19 protein-coding genes are annotated in these 19,862 nt (G+C 71.3%); 10 read left to right on the plus strand and 9 right to left on the minus strand.

The genetic code is table 11. The features are described from left to right. Window positions 1–309 precede the first annotated feature (309 nt). The gene (locus LRS74_RS00770; protein ID WP_277739090.1) at window positions 310–1,044 is read left to right on the plus strand and encodes a DUF4232 domain-containing protein; all 735 of its coding nucleotides are present in this window, start codon (window positions 310–312) and stop codon (window positions 1,042–1,044) included. A 237-nt stretch (window positions 1,045–1,281) separates the two neighbouring features. On the opposite strand, the gene LRS74_RS00775 is transcribed toward LRS74_RS00770, so the two are convergent. Further along, on the minus strand, window positions 1,282–2,274 hold the full coding sequence (locus LRS74_RS00775) for a zinc-binding alcohol dehydrogenase family protein (protein WP_277739091.1): 993 nt from the start codon (window positions 2,272–2,274) through the stop codon (window positions 1,282–1,284). Between the two features lie 113 nt (window positions 2,275–2,387). On the opposite strand from LRS74_RS00775, the gene LRS74_RS00780 reads away from it, so the two are divergent. The 3 genes from LRS74_RS00780 (at window position 2,388) to LRS74_RS00790 (ending at window position 5,649) form a co-directional block, all read left to right on the plus strand. Further along, on the plus strand, window positions 2,388–3,017 hold the full coding sequence (locus LRS74_RS00780; protein ID WP_277739092.1) for an ABATE domain-containing protein: 630 nt from the start codon (window positions 2,388–2,390) through the stop codon (window positions 3,015–3,017). A gap of 506 nt (window positions 3,018–3,523) precedes the next feature. Next, window positions 3,524–4,066 (plus strand): hypothetical protein, encoded by a 543-nt coding sequence (locus LRS74_RS00785; protein WP_277739093.1) that lies wholly within the window; start codon window positions 3,524–3,526, stop codon window positions 4,064–4,066. A gap of 596 nt (window positions 4,067–4,662) precedes the next feature. Beyond that, window positions 4,663–5,649: a YihY/virulence factor BrkB family protein gene (locus tag LRS74_RS00790; RefSeq protein WP_277739094.1), complete on the plus strand. Its 987-nt coding sequence runs from the start codon at window positions 4,663–4,665 to the stop codon at window positions 5,647–5,649. An 84-nt stretch (window positions 5,650–5,733) separates the two neighbouring features. On the opposite strand, the gene LRS74_RS00795 is transcribed toward LRS74_RS00790, so the two are convergent. Continuing rightward, window positions 5,734–6,246 (minus strand): helix-turn-helix domain-containing protein, encoded by a 513-nt coding sequence (locus LRS74_RS00795; RefSeq protein WP_277744549.1) that lies wholly within the window; start codon window positions 6,244–6,246, stop codon window positions 5,734–5,736. An 85-nt stretch (window positions 6,247–6,331) separates the two neighbouring features. On the opposite strand from LRS74_RS00795, the gene LRS74_RS00800 reads away from it, so the two are divergent. Both LRS74_RS00800 and LRS74_RS00805 read left to right on the plus strand, forming a co-directional pair. After that, window positions 6,332–7,057: an SDR family oxidoreductase gene (locus tag LRS74_RS00800; protein ID WP_277739095.1), complete on the plus strand. Its 726-nt coding sequence runs from the start codon at window positions 6,332–6,334 to the stop codon at window positions 7,055–7,057. 35 nt (window positions 7,058–7,092) lie between these two features. Beyond that, complete coding sequence (locus LRS74_RS00805; protein ID WP_277739096.1) at window positions 7,093–7,518, plus strand: tautomerase family protein; 426 nt, start codon at window positions 7,093–7,095, stop codon at window positions 7,516–7,518. Between the two features lie 148 nt (window positions 7,519–7,666). On the opposite strand, the gene LRS74_RS00810 is transcribed toward LRS74_RS00805, so the two are convergent. Next, a complete protein-coding gene (locus LRS74_RS00810) occupies window positions 7,667–8,572 on the minus strand; it encodes a peptidase (protein WP_277739097.1) in 906 nt (301 codons plus the stop codon). 218 nt (window positions 8,573–8,790) lie between these two features. Beyond that, the gene (locus LRS74_RS00815; RefSeq protein WP_277739098.1) at window positions 8,791–9,726 is read right to left on the minus strand and encodes a LysR family transcriptional regulator; all 936 of its coding nucleotides are present in this window, start codon (window positions 9,724–9,726) and stop codon (window positions 8,791–8,793) included. Window positions 9,727–9,860: 134 nt separating this feature from the next. Here LRS74_RS00815 and LRS74_RS00820 point away from each other — a divergent pair, with 134 nt between their 5' ends. From LRS74_RS00820 to LRS74_RS00830, 3 genes are all read left to right on the plus strand, one after another. After that, entirely contained in the window at window positions 9,861–11,105 is a 1,245-nt protein-coding gene (locus tag LRS74_RS00820; RefSeq protein ID WP_277739099.1) for an MFS transporter, read from the plus strand. A 419-nt stretch (window positions 11,106–11,524) separates the two neighbouring features. After that, on the plus strand, window positions 11,525–12,937 hold the full coding sequence (locus tag LRS74_RS00825; RefSeq protein WP_277739100.1) for an alpha/beta fold hydrolase: 1,413 nt from the start codon (window positions 11,525–11,527) through the stop codon (window positions 12,935–12,937). An 11-nt stretch (window positions 12,938–12,948) separates the two neighbouring features. After that, window positions 12,949–14,550 carry an alpha/beta fold hydrolase gene (locus LRS74_RS00830; protein ID WP_277739101.1) on the plus strand — a complete coding sequence of 534 codons (1,602 nt, stop codon included), beginning with the start codon at window positions 12,949–12,951 and terminating at the stop codon, window positions 14,548–14,550. Between the two features lie 100 nt (window positions 14,551–14,650). On the opposite strand, the gene LRS74_RS00835 is transcribed toward LRS74_RS00830, so the two are convergent. The 3 genes from LRS74_RS00835 to LRS74_RS00845 form a co-directional block, all read right to left on the minus strand. Continuing rightward, the gene (locus LRS74_RS00835; RefSeq protein WP_277739102.1) at window positions 14,651–15,283 is read right to left on the minus strand and encodes a hypothetical protein; all 633 of its coding nucleotides are present in this window, start codon (window positions 15,281–15,283) and stop codon (window positions 14,651–14,653) included. Between the two features lie 184 nt (window positions 15,284–15,467). Next, entirely contained in the window at window positions 15,468–16,133 is a 666-nt protein-coding gene (locus LRS74_RS00840; RefSeq protein WP_277739103.1) for a hypothetical protein, read from the minus strand. 136 nt (window positions 16,134–16,269) lie between these two features. Beyond that, complete coding sequence (locus tag LRS74_RS00845; RefSeq protein WP_277739104.1) at window positions 16,270–17,067, minus strand: matrixin family metalloprotease; 798 nt, start codon at window positions 17,065–17,067, stop codon at window positions 16,270–16,272. 204 nt (window positions 17,068–17,271) lie between these two features. On the opposite strand from LRS74_RS00845, the gene LRS74_RS00850 reads away from it, so the two are divergent. Beyond that, window positions 17,272–17,937, plus strand: coding sequence for a 1,4-alpha-glucan branching protein (locus tag LRS74_RS00850; protein WP_277739105.1), 666 nt, complete (start codon window positions 17,272–17,274; stop codon window positions 17,935–17,937). A 95-nt stretch (window positions 17,938–18,032) separates the two neighbouring features. Here LRS74_RS00850 and LRS74_RS00855 read toward each other — a convergent pair whose 3' ends face one another. Together LRS74_RS00855 and LRS74_RS00860 are read right to left on the minus strand one after the other, a co-directional pair. Beyond that, on the minus strand, window positions 18,033–18,668 hold the full coding sequence (locus tag LRS74_RS00855) for a LysE family transporter (RefSeq protein ID WP_277739106.1): 636 nt from the start codon (window positions 18,666–18,668) through the stop codon (window positions 18,033–18,035). Between the two features lie 242 nt (window positions 18,669–18,910). Then, window positions 18,911–19,852 (minus strand): helix-turn-helix domain-containing protein, encoded by a 942-nt coding sequence (locus LRS74_RS00860; RefSeq protein ID WP_277739107.1) that lies wholly within the window; start codon window positions 19,850–19,852, stop codon window positions 18,911–18,913. Between the last annotated feature and the right edge of the window lie 10 nt (window positions 19,853–19,862).

Consider the following 19,862-nt stretch of genomic DNA (forward strand, 5'->3'; position numbering starts at 1 on the left):
CCCCACCGCCCGCGCGATCTCCGCATTCGAGACACCGTCCTCGAACAACTCGACCGCCCGAACACGACGTGCCTCCGCCAACTGAGGCCGCGACAAAGGAGGAAGGGAGGCACCGGCAGCCGAAGGTGAAGGTTGATAAGCCACCCCGACAGCCTCCCACCCACACCGCCACCACACCCACTGAACTTACGAAAAGATCAGTAGCGGTCCGTTAGCAGAACGCCAACCCGGTATTCGAAGCTGATTGCCGACAGGGCGCACGCCTGCGCTGTGTCCGGCTGAAGCAGTCCGATCCACGGGGGAGCGCCCATGCGCAAGAACCGCATCCGCACGACCGCCCTGGCCGCCATGACGGTGGCCGCCGTCTTGTCGCTGAGCGCCTGCGAGGACGGCACCGACTCCGCCGATGCCTCGTCCTCGCCCAGCGCGGCGCAGTCCGCGGACAAGGGACAGAAGACCGACGGCGGCTCGGGAGGCCACGCCGAGGGCTCCGGCTCCAAGAACACCCCGACAGGGGCGGAAGGCGGGAGTTCGACAGGTGGCGGCGCGTCCGGGAACAGCGGCGGCGCGACAGGCGACAACGGCGGCGCGACAGGCGACAGCGGGGGCGGTGACAAGAGCGGCTACGGGCAGGTCTGTGGCACCAACGACCTGACGTGGGGGGCCACATCAGAGAGCCAGGCCGGCGGCTACATCCTGATCTCGGTGAAGGCCAAGCCGGGCGTCACCTGCATGCTCCCGGCTGCGCTTCCGGTAGTGGCGTTCGGGTCCGACGGCACCGAAGCGGGGCCGGCCGAGCAGGCCGTCGGTGAGGAGGTGAAGCTGAGTGGCGCCACCACCGCCTATGCCGGGGTGAACCCCAAGACCACCAACACCGATGACGGCAAGGAGCTGAACCAGATCATTGTCGCGGTGAGCAGGGACGACCAGACCGACCCGGTCAGCCTGAACACCGGCAGCATCACCGTCGACAAGCCGATCGTCACCAACTGGCACACCAGGCCCCAGGACGCCGTTCCCGGTGACGGCGTGGACGGCCACTGACCACGGCGGCCCCGGAGCTTGTCGTACGACTTGGTGCCCAACACCCGCTCCGCACCCGGGGCGCGTATGCCACGCCAAGCAGCTGTGGCAGACGGTGGGTACCACCTGCGGAACATCGGCGGCCTGTGTGCCCCGTACGTCCCGGCCCGCTTGCCGGTCGAGAGATGAGGCGGTGTCCGACGGGTCGGGTGACAGGTCGACGGCCCGGCCGCGGAGGCAGCGGCCGGGCCGCGGTGTTCAGTCCATCGTGAGGACGACCTTGCCGCGGTTACTCCGCCGCTCCAGCCGCTGGTGGGCCCGGCTCGCCTCGGCGAGCGGGAAGGTGGCCTCCACCGGGACGCGGAAGGTGCCCTCGGCGACGCGTCGGGCGATCTCGTTCAGGTCATCGCCGGGCGCGTAGCCGTGCTCCAGCCGGTTCGTCAGCTGGAAGCCGTGGATGGTCACGTTCTTCGGGTAGAAGTCGAGGGTGTTCACCGTGCTCGGTTCCAGCGCCACGTTCGCGAGGGTCACGACCCGCCCCGCGTAGCCGACCTGCCGCAGACTCTGGGCGAACACCGCGCCTCCGACCGTGTCGAGTACGACGTCCGCGCCCTGCCCGGCCGTCAGCCGCAGCACCTCCTCCACCGCCGCCTCGCCCGGGTGCTCGGAGGTGTCGATGGTGTCCTGAGCACCCAGTTCGCTCGCCCAGGCGGTCTTGTCGGCCGAGCTCGCGAGCGCGATGACACGGGCTCCCGCGTCCACCGCGATCTGCACCGCCGCGCTGCCCACACCGCTGGCCGCCGCATGCACCACCACCGTCTCCCCCACGGTGACCCGCGCGACCCGCCGCAGGCACAGCCAGGCGGTCAGCCAGGCCACCGGCAGCGCCGCGGCCTCGGTCATCCCGACCCCGTCCGGCAGGACGGTCACCTGCGCCGCCGGCACCGCGGCGAGTTCCGCGTAGAAACCGGGCTCGTTCACCGGGCCCATGGCCATGACGCGCTGCCCGGCCGCGATCCCGCTCACACCCTCACCGACGGCGACCACCGTGCCGGCGGCCTCCAGTCCGGGGATCAGCGGAGGCCGGCCCGCCCGGTGGTAGCGGCCGGTGCGGGTCAGCACGTCCGCCCGGTTCACCCCCGCCGCCTCGATCCGCACCAGAACCTCACCGGGCCCCGCCACCGGGTCGGCCACCTCGACCGGCACCAGCACCTCAGGCCCACCGAACTCCTCGATCCGCACGGCACGCATAACGCTCCACCCCTCTTCATGACGCCGGCCGGGACATCCAGGCCGGAACACCGGTTCAACGGGTGTCACTCTCCGACACCGCATCAGGAGGTGTCAAGCGTTAAGATCGACGCATGAATCCGACGCGACCAGAAGCACCCGCGGACGGGGGCCCCGACCCTCTCCTCGCCTTTCCGTTCATCGGGGGCCGCGCCTGCCTGAACTTCGTCGCCACGCTCGGCAAACGGCACACCGATCGCATCGAACGTCTCCCCCTCCCCGAAGCACTCGCCCGCTGGTTCGACGAGGCCGGGCTCCTCCCCACGCCGCCCGAGGGATTGCCCGTCACCGATCAGGAACTGGCGGACGCCCGCCGACTGCGAGAGGCGATATTCGGGCTGCTCACCGCCGCGATGCGTCAGCGGACCCCGGAAGCGGCCGACCTGGATACCGTCAATGCCGCCGCCGCCCGGCCCGACCTCGTACCCCAACTCGTGTGTGCCGGCGAGGAGCCCGGCAGGATGTCCCTGCGCCGGCGGGCCGACCACGCGGTACCCGCCGCGCTCTCCACCATCGCGCGCGACGCCATGCTGCTGGTCGGCGGCCCCTTGATGGAGCGGGTCAAAGAGTGTGAGCGCCCGGAGTGCTCCCTGCTCTTCCTCGACGACTCCCAAGCCCGCCGCAGACGCTGGTGCTCCATGGAACGCTGCGGCAACCTCGCCAAGATCGCCGGCTACCGCTCCCGATCAGCGCGCCGGGGCTGACGCCACCTGGGAGGCTGAGCGGTCGACCCCGCCGCCGACCTCGCCGGCCCGGGGCCCTGGGGACGCGCCGTCGCGCACGGGCCGGTCACGCCGTACGGCGGCGTGGCGAGCGCGTAGCCGAGCAGGGAGTGGCGTCGCCCCGGATACGTGCACCCAGTCGCCGTCCACCAGGGCACGGGCATGGCGGCACCGCCCGCACGCGAGTCGCCGTCGCCGTCGCTTGGCGCAAGAACGACCCCAACCCCCTGGTGACACGCCTGCTGGCGACCGTCAGCCAAGGTCCGCCGGACAGTTCCCGATGTCCTGAGTCGGAGATTCGTCGCCGGTCTGGTGTGAGTCGTCCCTGAGCTGTCAGCCTCGGCGCGGTGCGCTTCGACGGCCCGGCCGCCCCGAAACCGCCGTCGCGCGAACTTCGCCCGGACTAGGCTCACTTGAGGTCACCACCGTGGTCGCCTGGACCTCGCGGAGCGCGCCGGAGCATCGTCCGCCGTGACGGGGGGCCACCCGTGCAGACGGGAGCCGCCGTGTACAACGTCGCCACGCTCGGCGTGTCGTTCATCGCCCTGGTCCTCTCGGCCCTCGCCGCCTGGCGGCAGCACCACCAGGCGCGGTCCCAGAGCGCGCTGACCACGATCCTGGAGGTGTACTTCCGCGACATCCGCGACATGGATTTCCAGCGCGACCAGACCTACGTCGTGACCCGTCTGGGAGCGGAGCACCCGCCGCCGGCGGAGGGCGGCATCGCGGCCCTCCCCGAACAGGCCCAACACGCCATCTGGAACGTCGCGTTCATGTACGAGAGTGTCGGCATGATGCACGCCCTGGACATGATGGACTCCCGTGTCGCGCTGGGCGTCTTCAACTTCCGGATCACCCAGGTGTGGGAGGCGATGGAGCCGTACATCATGGCGGAGCGCGCGGTCCGCCAGGCGCCCTTCCTGGCCTTCTTCGAGAACCTCTACCTCGAGGCGCGTGCCACACCACCGGAGGAGCTGTACCGCGAGCTGGGACTGCGCACCATCGGTGGCTTCACCCCCGGCGGCGGGTGAGCGCCGGCCTTCAGGCCCGCCGACGGCGGCCTACTCCTCTGAGTGAGGGGAAAGCCTGCTGAGAGGAGGTCGTTCTGGGCGGGGTCCGTCGCGGATGCCGGGGAGGGCGGTTGACAGGAGCTTCGATGCGATCGTGGACGCCTGGCGGCGGATGCCGCGCCGCGGAGATGGGCCACTGTGAGACGTACGCCCGGACGTCCTTGAACGCCGGATCGTGGACCGACAGCGCAGACAGAAGGTCCATCCGGGCCCCTGGACGTCACCATGCGTCGCACGATCCGGAGGGCGGCGTGCCGGTGGTGAACGAGTCGGTCGAGGAGACGGTCGCCGAGGCCCGCGTGACACTGGAGAGAGATGCCGGTCGGCTTGCGCCGATGCCGCGCGCGGTTGCGGCGTCCGCGCCCCCGAGAAGCCGGCCACGACCAGGTCAGGCGGACCCAGCAGGCGGGGAAGACCGTCGCCGCGGCGGCCGCCCGCAGACCGCGCCAGGGCACGCGCGCGGGCCCAGGCAGTCGCCGCACGGCCCCGGATCGACGCCTTCTTCATCGGATTGACGCGGCGGCGCCGGGGCAGGCGCGGAGCCGAGGAGTGGAGCCATGGGACACAACGCGGACGAGGCCGGCGCCTCCCAGGCCGACGCCTCCCGTCCTGAGCCGGACAGGAAGTCGCCCGCCGATGGGCCCACGGACCTGCCCAGGAAGGCGTGGCGGGGGGCGCTCAAACGCACCGTGAGGGAGTTCAGGGACGACAACCTCACCGACTGGGGCGCCGCGCTCACCTACTACGGGGTGCTCTCGATCTTCCCCGCCCTGCTGGCCCTGGTGTCCATCCTGGGCCTGCTGGGGACCTCCAGCATCCAGTCGCTGATCGACAACCTGAGCGGCGTGGCCCCGGGGGCCGCCCACGACATCCTCGACAGCATGCTCAAGCAGATCCAGGACAACCAGGGCGGCGCCGGCATCGCGCTGGTCATCGGCACCCTGATCGCGCTGTGGTCGGCGTCCGGATACATCGCGGCCTTCATGCGCGCTTCCAACGCGGTCTACGACATCGGGGAGGGGCGGCCGGTGTGGAAGACGCTGCCCACCCGGTTCGGCATCACGCTCGTCGTCGTGGTGCTCCTGGCGGCGATCGCGGTCGGCGTCGTCTTCACAGGCACCGTGGCCGAGAAGACCGGGCAGGTCCTGGGCGTCGGGGATACGGCCGTCGCCGTGTGGAACATCGCCAAATGGCCGGTGATGGTCATCCTGTTCAGCCTGATCATCGCCCTGCTGTACTGGGCGTCACCGAATGTCAAGCGCGGTTTCCGCTGGGTCACCCCCGGCAGCGTCCTCGCCGTACTCATCTGGATCATCGCCTCCGCCGGCTTCGCGCTGTACGTGGCGAACTTCGGCAGCTACAACAGGACCTACGGCAGCCTGGCCTCGGTGATCATCTTTCTGATCTGGCTGTGGATCTCCAATATCGCCATCCTGCTCGGCCTGGAATTCGACGCCGAACTCGAACGCGGCCGCGCCATCGACACCGGGCACCCGCCCGACGAGGAGCCGTATGCGGAGCCCCGCGACACCCGCAAACTCTGAACGCCCGCCGCGGGCACCGTCACGGCGGAGGTGCGGCCGGAGCAGCGATGAAGTCCCCAAGCTCGCCTAGACCTCCAAGCTCGGCTACACGCCGCTTGGTCCGGCCTTGGGCGCCGCGCCGCGGCGCCAGGCGGGGTTCAGCCGGATCTCGATGTCGTCGGACAGCGCTTCCGGCGCCGGGTCGGCGGTGACGCGCACCCGGATCGGACGGTCGGTGTCGGCCTCGGCGAACGACAGGGGCGGGCGGCCTTCCTGTAGGTGCTTGTCGCCCCATTGCATCAGCGACAGGAACACCGGCAGCAGGTCCTCGCCGGCCTCGGTCAGTCGGTACTCGTCGCGGGCCCGACTCCCCGGCTCCCGGTAGGGGACGGGCTCGACGATCTGCGCGGCCTTCAGCTGTTTGAGTGCCCGCGACACCGCGGGGGCCGAGGCCCCGATCCGATCCACGAAGTCCTCGAACCTGGTGGTGCCGTAGAAGCACTCGCGGACCACCAGGAACACCGTCTTGGTGCTGAGCAGGTCCAGCACCCGCCCCGCCGAGCATCCGTCGCCGATCGACCATGCGTCTCGGTCGCGCAGCCGTGCCTCGAACTTCATCGCCACCCCGTCATTGTAACTAACGATTGCGTTATCCAGCGGGGCGTGGTTCCATCTGACTAACGAAAGCGTTATCCAGGTGTGGTTGTCCAGATGGGGGTGGGTGCTTGTGGTCGCGGTAGCAGGCAGGGTGGTCGTGGTGACCGGGGGCCGGCGGGGACTCGGCGCGGCGCTGGTGGACGAGGTGCTGGCGCGCGGGGCGCGAAAGGTGTACTCGACCGCGCGCTCGGCGTACGTCGACCACCGTCCGGAGGTGGTCACCGCCGAACTGGAGGTCCGCTCGGCGGCGTCGGTCGCCGCCCTCGCTAAGGAAGCCTCCGATGTCGAGATCGTGTTCAACAACGCGGGAGCCCTGCTGCCGGCTCCGCTGCTGACGGGTGACTTCGAGCGCGTCACCGCGACGTTCGACGTCAACGTCTTCGGGCTGCTGCGGGTGGCACGCGCGTTCGCGCCGATCCTGGCCGCGAACGGCGGGGGCGCACTGGTGAACATGCACTCCGTGCTGTCCTGGCTGGCCGGCAGCGGCGCCTACGGGGCGTCCAAGGCGGCGGCGTGGTCCGTCACGAACTCGCTCCGACTCGAACTGGCGGGTCAGAACACCGAGGTCGTCGGCGTACACGCGGGGTTCATCGACACCGAGATGGTCTCCGCCTTCGAGCTTCCCAAGGCGACGCCGGCCGAGGTGGCCGCGCGGATCGTCGACGGCCTGGAGGCCGAGGCCGCGGAGGTGCTCACGGACGACGCCACAGTCGCCGCCAAGGCGGCGCTGTCCGGGCCCGTGGAGCACCTGACCTTCTCAGCCGCCCGTTGACACCCATCCCGACATTCGAGGAGTACCGAACCGCCATGCCCCTGTGGACCATTCACCACACGCCCGGGACCTTCACCGAGGCGGAGAAGCGTCGACTCGCCTCCGACATCGCCGACCACTACGAAAAGGTCGGGTTGCCCCGGTTCTACGTGGTCACGCTGTTCCACGAGACCCGGTCCGAGGACTTCTACGTCGGTGGGGAGGCCACCCCGGTCGGGGTCCGCATCACCATCGATCACATCGCCCGCCGCAACCCCGACCGGGAGAGCCGGCGTCGGACCGCCCAGTGGATCAATGGCATGCTGCGGCCTCACCTCGAACGGAGCGCGGGGCTGCACTGGGAGTTCCACATCGACGAGACCAGCGACGAGCTCTGGATGATCAACGGGATCGTGCCGCCCCCGGCAGGCTCCGACGCCGAGAAGCTCTGGGCTGAGAACAACTCGGCGGCCCCCTACTGATCACGCCGGCCGGTACGGGTGAGTCCCAGGACGCGGCTGAGGCTGCGCCCTGCGGAGGACGCGGCTACGGGGCCCGGAGACGTCGCCATGACAGCCTCCGGGCCCCGGGGCGGTCCGCCGCGCTGCGGCCGGGCCGGAACCCCGGCGCTCAGCCGCGCTGGGCGGCGTCGTAGACGGCCCGCGCGGTCTTGTCGAACGTCGGCCCGTACATCGGGGAGCTGCCGTTGCCCTCGCCGTGGCTGTTGACCGAGACCACGGTGCCCTTACCGGTGGCGGAGTCGAAGCCGGCCAGCCAGGGACCGCCGCTCGCGCCGCCGCCGAGGTCGCACGGGACGCGCTGCTCGCCCTCGGGGGCGCGCTGAGAGGTACCGGCGCAGTACAGCAGTTCCTCGCCCCGCTGGGGAGTGGTCCCCGGATAGCCGAAGGCGGTGACCCGCTCACCGGCCGGACGGCCGAAGGCGATGTTCTGTGCCCCCACCGCGTCGGTGAGCCGCTTCCCCTTGGCCGGGGTGGCGACGACCATCGCCGCCACGTCGTTGACGGTGTTCTCGGCCCAGGAGCGCGGTGTCATGGTCGCCTTGACGGCATAGCGACCGTACGGCGCCTTGCCCTTGGCGTAGCCGGGGACGAAGACGATGTCGCTGTAGGTGTTGGCGGGCGAGGAGCCGAGACGCGCGCAGTGGGCGGCCGTCATGATCACTGAGCGGTTTCCGCTGGTGACGGCGCTGGCCGTGCACCAGGTGTCCTGGCCCCTGGAGTTGACGAAGAAGAGCCGGCCGACGCTGGGGATGCCCTTGCCGGTCCAGGGCTTGCTGAGCGGTCCGGTCCGTCCCAGGTCGACGTCGCGGCCGACCTGCTTCATGCGCGCGGGCGTCCAGTGCGAGAGGGCGGCGGACTGCTCCGCCGCCGTGTAGGTGACCGTGGCGACCTGCCCGGTTCCGGCGGCGGCCGCCGCGGGTACGGCCGGGGCCAACAGGGGACCGGCCAGGGCCAGCAGGGCGGTGGCGAGACCGGAGACGGTGCGGCGCACGCCTCGGGACGGGCTGGGCGACATGGGTGTCCTCTCGGATGATCGGGATGGGGCCATCACCCGGAAGGATGCGATTCCGGCGAGTGGGGTGCATCCGCCGTCTGATCTTTCGTTGCCACGGCCAACTTGTTCGGCGTGATGTATGAAACCCGCCGCACCTCCGCCGCGTCCGGACACTCGCCACACCTCCGCCGCGTCCGGATCACCCGCCGCGGCGTTCGGTCCCGACCGGCGGGTGCCGTTCAGCGGGGAATCACCCAGCTCGGGGCCCAGGTCCCGGCGGCGTCGCGGTCGGCCGCCGTGGCGGCGAGGTGGGCGCGGAGGGTGGCCAGCGCCGGGTGGGGGTTGTCGCGGTGCCAGAGGAGTGAGTGCGGGTAGACGGGCGTCGGGTCGGTCACCGGGATGCGGCGCAGGCCGTGGTCGGCGGGCCAGACGAGGCGGGTGTGTTCGCCCATGAAGGTCGCCAGGGCCGGGGTGTCGGCGATGGTGTCGAGGAGCGCGTCGGAGCCGAAGTTGGGGCCGGTCGCCTCGATGGTGAGGCCGAACTCGGCGACGAGGTCGTCGTAGTAGGCGGCCCACTCGGTCCCGGGGACGATGCCGGGCATCCAGATCCGGTGCCCGGCGAGCTGGGCGACGGTCACCGACCGGGCGTCCGCCAGCGCGTGGGCGGGGCCGATGAGGAGCTGGAGCGGTTCGTCGAGCACCCGGATGGACTCGATGTCTTCGGGAAGGGGCCGACCGGGTGCGGCGACGGCGCGGAAGGAGGCGTCGATCTCACCGGCCCGGATGGCGGTGACGGCCGTTTCGATGTCGGACAGCATGACCACGTCGAGGTCGATCTCGGGGTGCGCGCGGTGGAAGCCGCGCATCAGGCCCGACGGCGCGACGCGCGAGGCGATCACGTCGACGCGCAGCGGGCGGTGGCCGGGGCGCACGGACGCGACCGCGCGCTCGGCGACGCGCAACAGCTCCCGGGCGTGGGGCAGGAACGCCTGCCCGTCGATGGTGAGCTCGGCGCCGCGCGGCGTGCGGGTGAACAGCCGCACGCCGAGGTGGCGTTCCAGGGCGGCGATGCGCTTGGAGACGGCCTGCTGGGTCACCGCCAGCTCGGCGGCGGCCTCCTGGAACTGCCCCGCGTCGGCGGCGACGACGAAGGTCCGGACGGCGTCGAAGTCCATAGCGACACCCTAGGGACACAACCGTTGGTTGTGGCCGGGTGGTCCTGCGGTTGTTTGATCCCCGGGCGTGGTGCTCGCTTTGATGCCTCCGATCGCGGATCGGTGGTGCGGGTGAGTGGCGAGAGGCGTCGGGCGTGAGGAACGGGCACCGGTTGGGGCGGCCATTCGGGTGGCTCTGGGCCGCGTACGGCACCAGCGCGCTCGGCACGTGGCTCGCCTTCGGGGCGTTCCCGCTGATCGCCATCCAGGTGCTGCACGCCGGACCGGCCGAGGTCGCCGCGCTCTCCTCCGTGGGGTCCGCGGTGGGCGCGGCCGTGGCGGTGCCGCTCGGCCCCTGGGTGGAGTTCCGCCGCAAGAGGTCCGTGCTGATCGGGATGGACCTGGTGCGGTGCGCGGCGCTGCTGACGATCCCCGCCGCGTACGCGCTCGGCGTGCTCACCTTCCTTCAGCTCCTGCTGGTCTCGGTCGTCGTCGCGGCGGCCGACATCACCTTCCGCGCCGCGTCCGGCGCGTACCTGAAGACTCTGCTGCCGGCCGAGGACCTGCTCGTCGCCAACGCCCGGTTCGAGTCCACGGCCTGGACGACCACGATCGTCGGACCGCCGCTGGGCGGCGCCGCGATCGGGTTCCTCGGCCCGGTGGCGACGGTGATGGCCGACGCGGTCAGCTACCTGCTCTCGGCCCTGGGCATCCGCGCGACGGGCGGGCACGAGCCGCGGCCCGAGCGCCGGGAGGCCGCGCGCATGCGGGCTGGGGACCTGCTCGACGGGTGGCGGTACATCCTCGCCGACGCGACGCTGCGTCCGCTGTTCTTCAACACCGCCTTGTTCAACGGCCTGGTCATGGCCACCCAGCCGCTGCTGGCCGTCCTGATGCTCGGCCAACTCGGGTTCGCGCCGTGGCAGTACGCCCTCGCCTTCGCCGCGCCCTCGATCGGCGGGCTGCTCGGTTCGCGGCTGGCCCGACCGCTCGTCACCCGGTTCGGGCAGCACCAGGTCCTGGTCGTGGCCGGGGCGCTGCGCGCGCTCTGGCCCATCGGCCTGGCCTTCCCGGGGCCGGGCACCGGAGGTCTGCTGCTGGTGATGGGCGTCGAGCTCGGGCTCATCCTCTGCTGCGGGATCTTCAACCCCGTCCACGCCACCTACCGCCTCGAACGCACCGCGACCACCCGGGTCGCCCGCGCGCTGACCGCATGGGCCGTGACGACCAAGGCCACGACCGCGCTGCTGACGGCGCTCTGGGGCGTGCTGGGCGGCCTTCTCGGCCCGCGTACGGCCATCGGCCTGGCCGGCGTGCTCCTGCTGGCGACCCCGCTGCTGCTCCCGCGCCGCGCGGCAGCGCCCCTCTCCGAGCCGGAGCCGGCACCGAGCCGCACCTGACGGGGCGCCGCCACGGCCGACACGGCCTTGCCGGCGGCTCCGGTGATGAGCTCCGGCTGTCCGTGTGCGCGCGTTCACCTCACCCGGTATCGTCCTAATACCGCACATTCCGCCCCGTACCGCTGTGGCGTTGTCGACCGGGTAGCCGTGGATTGGCAGAGGAGCGGGATCACATGGCAGAGCGCAGCATCAGTCCAAGCGGCCCGTCATCCGCCCCGGAGAGGGGCACAGCCCTGCGGACGAGCGCGGCACGCCGGTGCGTCCTACGGCGCTCCGGTCGCGTGCCCGGGGCGGCTGCCGCGGCCGCCGTGCTCCTGGCGGCGTTCGGCCTGACTCCGACGTTCGGACTGACATCGAGCAGTGCCGCATCACCACACAGCCACACCGCCGGGCACGGCCCGACCGCCCCGTCGCGGTTCGTGCCCGGTCCCTGCCCGAAGACGCCGGAGCCGATCGCCGCGCTGAACACCGCACGGTGCGGCTTCCTGGAAGTCCCGGAGAACCGCGCGCACCCTGGCAGTCGGACGATCCGGCTGGCCGTGGCGGTCATTCCCGCCGTGTCGGCGAAGCCCGCCGAGGACCCGGTGGTCTTCATGGCGGGCGGCCCCGGCGGCGACACGTTCGATGACATTCCCTTCCTGGTCGACTCCGGCCTGAACCGGGATCGCGCACTGATCATCATGGCCCAGCGCGGCAACCTCTACTCGCAGCCGAACCTCGCCTGTCCGGAGATGGACCGGTTCTACGCCGAGTCCGTGGGGCTCGGCTACGCCTCGCCGCAGGCGGAACGGCTCCTGCTGGACTCGGTGAAGCAGTGCCGGAACCGTCTGGCGGCCGACGGGATCGACCTGAGCGCCTACAACACCACGGAGAACGCCGCGGACTTCGCCGGCCTGCGCACGGCACTGGGCATCCCCCGGTGGAACGTCTACGGGTACTCCTACGGCAGCGACCTGGCCCTCACCTACCTGCGCGAGCATCCTCGGGGGATTCGCGCGGTGGCGATCGACTCGGTCACACCTCCGCAGGTCGCAACCCTGCCGTGGACCTGGAGCAGTGCCCGGGAGGGGATCGAGAACCTCCTTGAGGCGTGCGCGGCCGAGCCCCGCTGCAAGAGCCGCTATCCGGACCTCCGTCGCACCCTCACCGAGCAGGTGCGCAGGCTGGAAGCACAGCCCCTGACGCTGAACGCCCGGCCGCCACGCGGAGGAGACCCGGTGAAGGTCGTCCTCGACGGGGGCGCACTGCTGAACCTGCTGGTCGCCAACGCCATCCCGCCCCCCGACGTCCCCGCGGCGATCGAGGAGCTCGCCCACGGGCGTCCGGAGCGCTTCGCGCAGGCCCGCGCGGCCGGCTCGGTCCAGGTCGTCGGCGAGAACGCCCACGGCTTGACGGAGTCGGTGGCGTGCAGCGAGTGGGTGCCGGGCTCCACGCCGTCCGACGTGCTGAAGGCGGGGCGCCGGGCCTTCCCCGGGTGGCCGGACACGGTCCTGGCCCAGGCACCGCAGCTTCCGTTCCAGCACCAGGCGTGCCGCGTCTGGGACGTTCCGGACCGCACATCCCTCCAGCGGGTGGCCACCGTCAGCGCGGTGCCGACGCTCCTCGTCTCCGGGACATTCGACACGAAGACCGGAGCGAGCTGGGCGCGGGTCGCGGCCCGTACGCTGTCCCGCTCGACCTCCGTACAGGTCCCCGGCATCGGACACTGGGTGGTCCCGCAATCGCCTTGCGCGCAGCGCGTGCTGGCCTCGTTCCTCGCTCGCCCGACCGCGCCCGACACCGGTTGCGTGGCCGGTCTCACGCCGAAACCGTTCACGATCATTCCGAAGTGACCGGAGGTCAGATGGCACTCCACCACCCGCCCCGTCGTCGCGGCACCGGTTGGCTCCACGCCACGCCAGCCGCGGTGGCGACCGGAATCCTCGTCACCGGTCTGCTCGCGACGCCCGCACGCGCAGAACACGGCACCAGCACCTTCTCCGGAGCGGGAATCGGCACCGTCGCGCGGACGGTGGGCGATGCCCGCTTCGAGCCGGGCCCTTGCCCGAAGACGCCGGAGCCGATCCCCGCCCTCCAAGAAGCCCGCTGCGGCACGCTCACCGTGCCCGAGAACCGTGCCGAGCCCGAGGGTCGAACGATCACCCTCGGTGTCGCGATCGTGCCGGCGGCGGCCGCCACACCGAAACCCGACCCGATCGTGTGGTTCGCCGGTGGACCGGGCGACGACGCGGTCGGGGAGGCGCAGATGGCGATCGACGGCGGCCTGAACCGCGACCGGGACGTGATCTTCATGTCCCAGCGGGGGACGTACTCGGCCGACCCGGCGCTCACCTGCCGCAACATCGACGAGTTCAACGCACGCGTGGTCGGCCTCGTCTTCGGCGCACCGTCCACCGAGCGCCTGCACGTCGAGGCGACGCGCACCTGCCGCGAGCAGTTGGCGGACCGCGGTGTCGACCTCGGCGCCTACAACGACACCGAGAGCGCCGCCGACTACGCGGACCTGCGCGGAGCGCTGGGCGTCGACCAGTGGAACGTGTTCGGCATCTCCTACGGCACCCACCTGGCGCTCATCTACATGCGCCAACACCCCCAGGGCATCCGGTCCGTCGGCATCGACGGCATCCTGCCGCCGTCCACGGCGGGGTCGGCACTGGCCTGGAGCAGCGCCCGGCAGGGCTTCGACGGTCTCTTCCAGGCATGCGCGGAGCAGCCCGCGTGCGACCGCCGCTATCCGAACCTGTCCGCCACCTTCGACCGCCTCGTCCGTGAACTGGAAGCCCACCCCGTCACCACCACCGTCACGGTCCCCGGGCACCCGGAGCCGGTGAAGGTCGTCCTGGACGGCGGAGCCCTGGTGAACTGGATGACCTCCGCCACCCATGTGGCGCCGGGCGTGCCCCGTTCTCTCGACGAACTGGCCCACGGCAACCCGCAGCGGATCGCCGAGCAGTGGGCGGGCGGCAGGCTCAGCCCCCAGGCCTTCGGCAGGGTCGGCCACGGGCTCGCCTACGGCGTCTTCTGCAGTGAGTGGGTGCCGTACGAGAGCCAGGCCGAGGTGATCCGGGCCGGGCAGGAGGCGTTCCCGTCGTTCCCCCGCTCGGTACAGGCCCAGGCTCCGCAGCTCACCTTCCTCCGTCCGGACTGCGCCGTCTGGAACATCCCCGCGGCGCCGCCCTCAATCCGCGACGTCACACGGAGCGACATCCCCACCCTCGCCCTGTCGGGCGGCTTCGACTCCCAGACCGGGGCGGACAACGGCCCGTACGTCGCCCGTACGCTGAGCCACGCCACGGTCGTCACGGTCCCCTACGAGCCCCATGTGGTGTTCGCCACCTCACGGTGCGCCCAAGAGATCACCGCTTCCTTCTTCGACACTCCGACCGCCCCGAACACCGGATGCGTCACCGGCCTCAAGCCGCCCCAGTTCGAGATCGGGCCGTGAGCGCAGGGTTCACAGCAGTCGTTAGCAGCCCCAGCGCGCCTCCTGAACGGCGAGGGCGCGGCCGAAGGGGCGCGCTCTCACCTCGGTCCGCGCGGGGTCTTCAGCGGGGAGCCAGATCCTTGGTGACGACCCGAAGCAGGTCGGTCTCCGAGATCTTGGCCTCTTCCGACGTGAACACCAGGGTCGAGTGCTTGGGGTCGGCGGGTTTGTCCAGGGTGATGACCACGAACGGTTCGTAGAAGGAGCGATATTCGTTGGTCGCTCTCCAGAACTTCTGCTTGAACACCCGCGCCGGGCCAAGCGGGGTGCTCACCGTGCGAGCGGTCTTGTTCACCGCGGGTGGGATATCGGCGGCGGTCCGGTAGCGGGGGTGCATGCCGTTGTGCGGATTCTCGTTCCTCTCCTTCTCGACCTTGCAGGAGGTCGGAACCGAGTACCAGGAGTAGTAGACGTTCCAGTGTTCGTCGACGGCCCGCTGAGGCGGGACCCGGCATTCGGCCGGGGTGCCGGGGGCGGTCACCAGGGTGTGGCCCTTCTCGACGGCCACCCCGTCCGGCAGGGTGAGCCGAAGGCGTGGCACGCCGTCACCGCCGATGGAGTGCGGGGTGCCCGGGTCGGCCTCGCGGTCCCAGTCCGCTCCGAAGGACACGGGTGCCTCAGGCGCCTCGTCGTCGCCGTCCCCGGCACATCCGGAGAGGGCGGCCGTCATCCCGAGCGCCGCGACGCAGGCCAACCACCCCCGGCCACCCTTTCGTCGACGCCTCGTCTTCTCGCCCAACCGCATCCGTCCGCCCCCGTCCACCCGGCTCCTGATCGCCGGTTCAGTCACGTTTCGCCAGGGAGGGACGCGAGACGGCGAAGCCCGGTTCCGGAGACAGCTCGGCGGTAGCGTGGACGACCGCCTGCGCGGACCGAAATCAGCAGCCGAACGTGCGGCAGGTGGTGAGGAACTTACTCCCCGCCTTGCCGCTCTCCTTGCATCGCATTCCCAGCCATGAGCCGTCGGGGAACCGGATCCGGAAGTAGGGGTGGGTCTCGTCGACGGTGGCGACTTCGCAACCAGCCTGTCCGCCAGGGAAGTCCGCCACGATCTGCAGTTTCCGGGCTCGGCCCTTGAACCAGAACCACGAGGGCGCGGCCAGCAGACTGAGCCTGCGGCTGGAGGGGTGCAGGGCGAGCAGCCGTTCGGGGTCGGGCGCCTGGTGGTACCAGTTCAACAGCAACTGACCCGCGGTGCCGTTCCAGTCGCCGTCGAAGGTACGGTCCAGGCCCAGCTCCGCAATCGTGGCCTCGCGCCGCTTCCTCGCCTGCGCCCGCCACTTGTCCTCCCGCCACGCCTTCCGGGAGGCAGGGATGCCGTCGAGGATGGCGAGCAGCAGCAGAGGCGCGAGGAGCACTGCACCGCAGGCGAAGAGGACCTTCGGCACCGGCCGAAAGCGGCGCCGCAGCCGGCGCCGCTCCCGGCCCGCGAGGATCTCCTCCGGCGGCCGAGGTATCTCGCCCCATAACTCGCACCAGCCGATCGCGTTCGATCCGAAACCCACCAGCGCTTGCGCTTGTCCCCGGACACGTTGGGTCGCCATCGGCTCATGTTAGGGCTGCGGCGGGTCGCCAGTGACGGCGGACCCCGAGGACTACGGGATGCTGTTCGCGATGGCATCGACCATATGCACCTGCTCCCCGTGCGTTACGCCGCCGCGTGGCCTGCTCCCCCGTGCGTCACGCCGCCGGGTAGAGCACCTGGATGCCGTCGATGTCGTCCTGTGACAGCGTTCGACGGGGGCCTCCGTAGAAGGGCGCCATCACCGCCGCATTCACCTCGGAGTGGTCCAGGCCGAGGAGGTGGCCGATCTCGTGGAGCGCGACGGTCTCGGTGTCGATGGTCTGCCCGCTGCCCGTCAGGCTCCACTTCTCGGCCTCGTCGAAGTGCAGCGCTCCGGCGTTGGGCCCGCCGCACGGTGGAGGGAAGAAGGCATGGGCGAGAGTGTTGCCGACGCCGTCGAACGCGGATCCGTCGCCGTGGGAGCTGCTGGCCCATCCGACGGTGAAGTCCGCGTCGGAGGAGTCGCTCTCCTCGAAGGTCATTCCGGAGAGAACCGCTGCCCAGGTGTCGAAGGCCCTGCCGACCGCGCCGCGTTCGTCCTCGGCGGCGATGTCCTGGGTGCCGTTGAGGAACCGGTAGCGCATGCTGTCCTGTTCGTACTTGCAACCTCGCAGCACGAAATCGGCACTGGCGCCGCCCCGCATCTGGTCGACGCTCCGGGTGTCGGGCACTCCGCAGCGGGGCCTCTCCATCGCCTCGATGGTTGTCCGGTCCACCTCGCCGGTCTCCTCGATGCCGGCGAACCGCTGGAAGGTGGCCACCGCTTCGCTTGTCGTGGTGTCGAGCCGGCCCCGCTCCTCTGTGCCGCGGAGGTAGCCGTACCTCGAGAGATACTGCTGGACCTTGACGAGCTCGGGGTTCTCGTCGCCCACAGCGGCGCGCTCGAGCTCGATCCTGAACCGTTGCTCGGCCATTCCCGTCTCCCGTTCTCAGAATCTGCGCACGATGCCCTCAGCCCCGCTTTCCATCGTGCGCAGGTGGCCGGACATCCGCACCTCGGGCCGACCCTCCCTACAGGGTGCCGACCGCGGTCCTCTGCGGGGGCGGCCGCCCCGGAGCGCCGCGGCGGGTGGCAGAGTAGAAGTGATCACCGTCGCGCCACGGAAGGGACCGCCGGTATGGCCGTCATCCACCGCACCACCCTCACGCCGACGAAGCTGGAGCTGCTGACCACCTGGCTGCCCTCCCGCGCGTGGTACCGCGGCGACGGCGCTCCGGAGCTGGCCAGGGTCGGCGGCTTCCGGCTGGACGATCCACAGGGCGAGGTCGGCATCGAGTTCCTGGTGGCCACCGACACCTCCGGCGGCCACCCGGTCCACTACCAGGTGCCCCTGACCTACCGCGGCGCCCCGCTCGACGGGGCGGAGCACGCCCTGATCGGCACCATGGAGCACGGGGTGCTGGGGCCGCGCTGGGCCTACGACGGGGCCCACGACCCGGTGCTGGTCGCCGAGTTGCTGGCCCTGATGGAGGGCCGGGTCGAGGCCCAGGCGCAGAGCGCCAGCGACACCGTCGACCGACAGGTCACCCGCTCCTACACCGGCACGGTCCCGCTCGGCGACGGCATGGCCACCAGCGCCGCGGACGACCGGGAGGGCACCGAGCTACGTGCGCCGCGGGGTGTGACACTCCGACTGCAGCGCGTCCTCCAGCCCGCCCCGGACGGCCGGGACCACCTCCCGGAGGGTGCGACCGGCCAGGTCACCGGCCACTGGGCCCTGCCGGACGACACCCGGGTCCGTGGACTGTTCGCGGCCCTCCACACCGCCACGGCCGCCTCGTAGGGCTTTACGCGGCCACGCGTGGACGCCGGGCCGGCGAAGGAGACGACGCCGCCGGCTGCCGGTCACCGGTGCGGTGCCCTTGGCAGTCGAGGCGGTCAGGGCACGGAGATCAGCAGGTGGACGGCGAGTGCGGTGATCAGGGTGCTGGAGGCCATGGCGGTGACGAGCCGCCCGCGGTCTCCGGTCAACGCCCGGCCGAGCAGCGCTCCGCCACCGGCGAGCAGGAGTTGCCAGCTGGCGGATGCCGCGAAGGCCGCGACGACGAAGGCGGCTTGCTCCAGCGGGTTCGGATCCGCCGCGGTCTGGCCGCCGAGCACGAGCGCCGCGAAGTAGAGCACGGTCAGGGGGTTCGTCATCGTGATCCCCAGCAACCCCAGATAGGCCCGTGCGGGGCCGATACGGGCTGCCTCTGTCCGGGCCGCCGCCGTCCGGCGTTCGCGGTACCGGCTGATCGCGCCGGCACCGCTATGGACCGCCAGCGCGAAGAGCACCACGGCCGAGGCATAGCGCAGAGGAAGGGTGATCGGCTCGATGACGTGGGTGAGCCCGGAGCCGCCGAGCACGGCGAACAGGGCATAGAGGCCGTCGGCCGTGGCGACACCCAGCGCGGCGGCGGCGCCGATCCTCCACGACGTCCGGGCCGTGAGGGCCACCAGATACGTCGCGACCGCCCCCACTGGAACGGCGATGCCGTATCCGGCGAGGAGGCCCGCGACCAGGGCGGCGGTCACGAGCGCGCGGGCATCGGCCTCCGCGGTCGGCCGGGCTGCTGCTGGCCGCGCACCGATCGGTCGGCGGTGGTCGGCGGCAGGAAGGCGACGGTGGTGGTCATAGGCCGATCCTGTGGTGGCGCGGCACCCCAGGCAACTCGTTCTTCGAGGCGCCTGCCGAGCCGAAGCCCGTGCCGACCAGGCGGGCTCGGTCATCCCGGCAGCTCGATCATCTCCGCGGCTCGGTCATCTCGGCGGCTCGATCATCTCGCGCCGGCCAGAAAGGTGCGTCGGTACGCCGCCGGTGACACACCGATCGATGTTTGCAGATGGTGCCGCAGGGACGCCGCGGTCGCGAAGCCGACCTCGCCCGCGATGCGGTCCACGGAAAGGTCGGTGGACTCCAGGAGCCGGCGTGCCCGGTGCAGACGTTGTCCGATGAGCCAACGGCCCGGGCTCGTACCGGTCTCCTCCTGGAAGCGACGGGCGAAGGTGCGCGCACTCATGCGCGCGTGGCCCGCGAGGTCGGCGAGGCTGAGCGGCTGGTCCAGGCGCGCCATGGCCCACTCGCGTGTCGCGGCGGTGCCGGCGGCGGACGGTTCGGGGACAGGCTGTTCGATGTACTGGGCCTGCCCGCCGTCGCGCCACGGCGGTACGACGCACCGGCGGGCCACGCTGTTGGCGACCTCACTCCCGTGGTCCTTGCGGATGAGGTGCAGGCAGACGTCCACTCCGGAGGCCGCCCCGGCGGAGGTGAGCACATCGCCGTCGTCGACGAAGAGCACCTTCGGGTCGAGCGCCACCCGCGGGAACATGCGGCGGAAGGTGTCGGCCAGGGCCCAGTGGGTGGTGGCGGGGCGTCCGTCGAGCAACCCGGCGGCCGCGAGGACGAAGGCGCCGGTGCAGATGGACACCAGGCGGGCGCCCGGCCGGATCTGTGCGAGCGCGTCGGTGACCGCCGCCGGGAGCTCGGCGCGGATCAGGGACTTGGAGTACGGCGGGACGACGACCGTGTCGGCGGTGCGCAGGAGCTCCGTGCCGTGTTCGACGCTCACCGTGAAGTCGGAGTCGCTGCGCACCGGACGGCCGTCGACCGTACAGGTAAGGACCTCATATCGGCCGTCCGCGGAGCCGAAGACCCGCTGCGGGATGCCGAGTTCGAAGGGGTAGAACCCGTCGAGCGCCAGGACGACCACACGATGCATGGCAGGATCC

Origin of the sequence: Streptomyces sp. LX-29 (genome assembly GCF_029541745.1) — a bacterium.
Classification (GTDB): domain Bacteria; phylum Actinomycetota; class Actinomycetes; order Streptomycetales; family Streptomycetaceae; genus Streptomyces.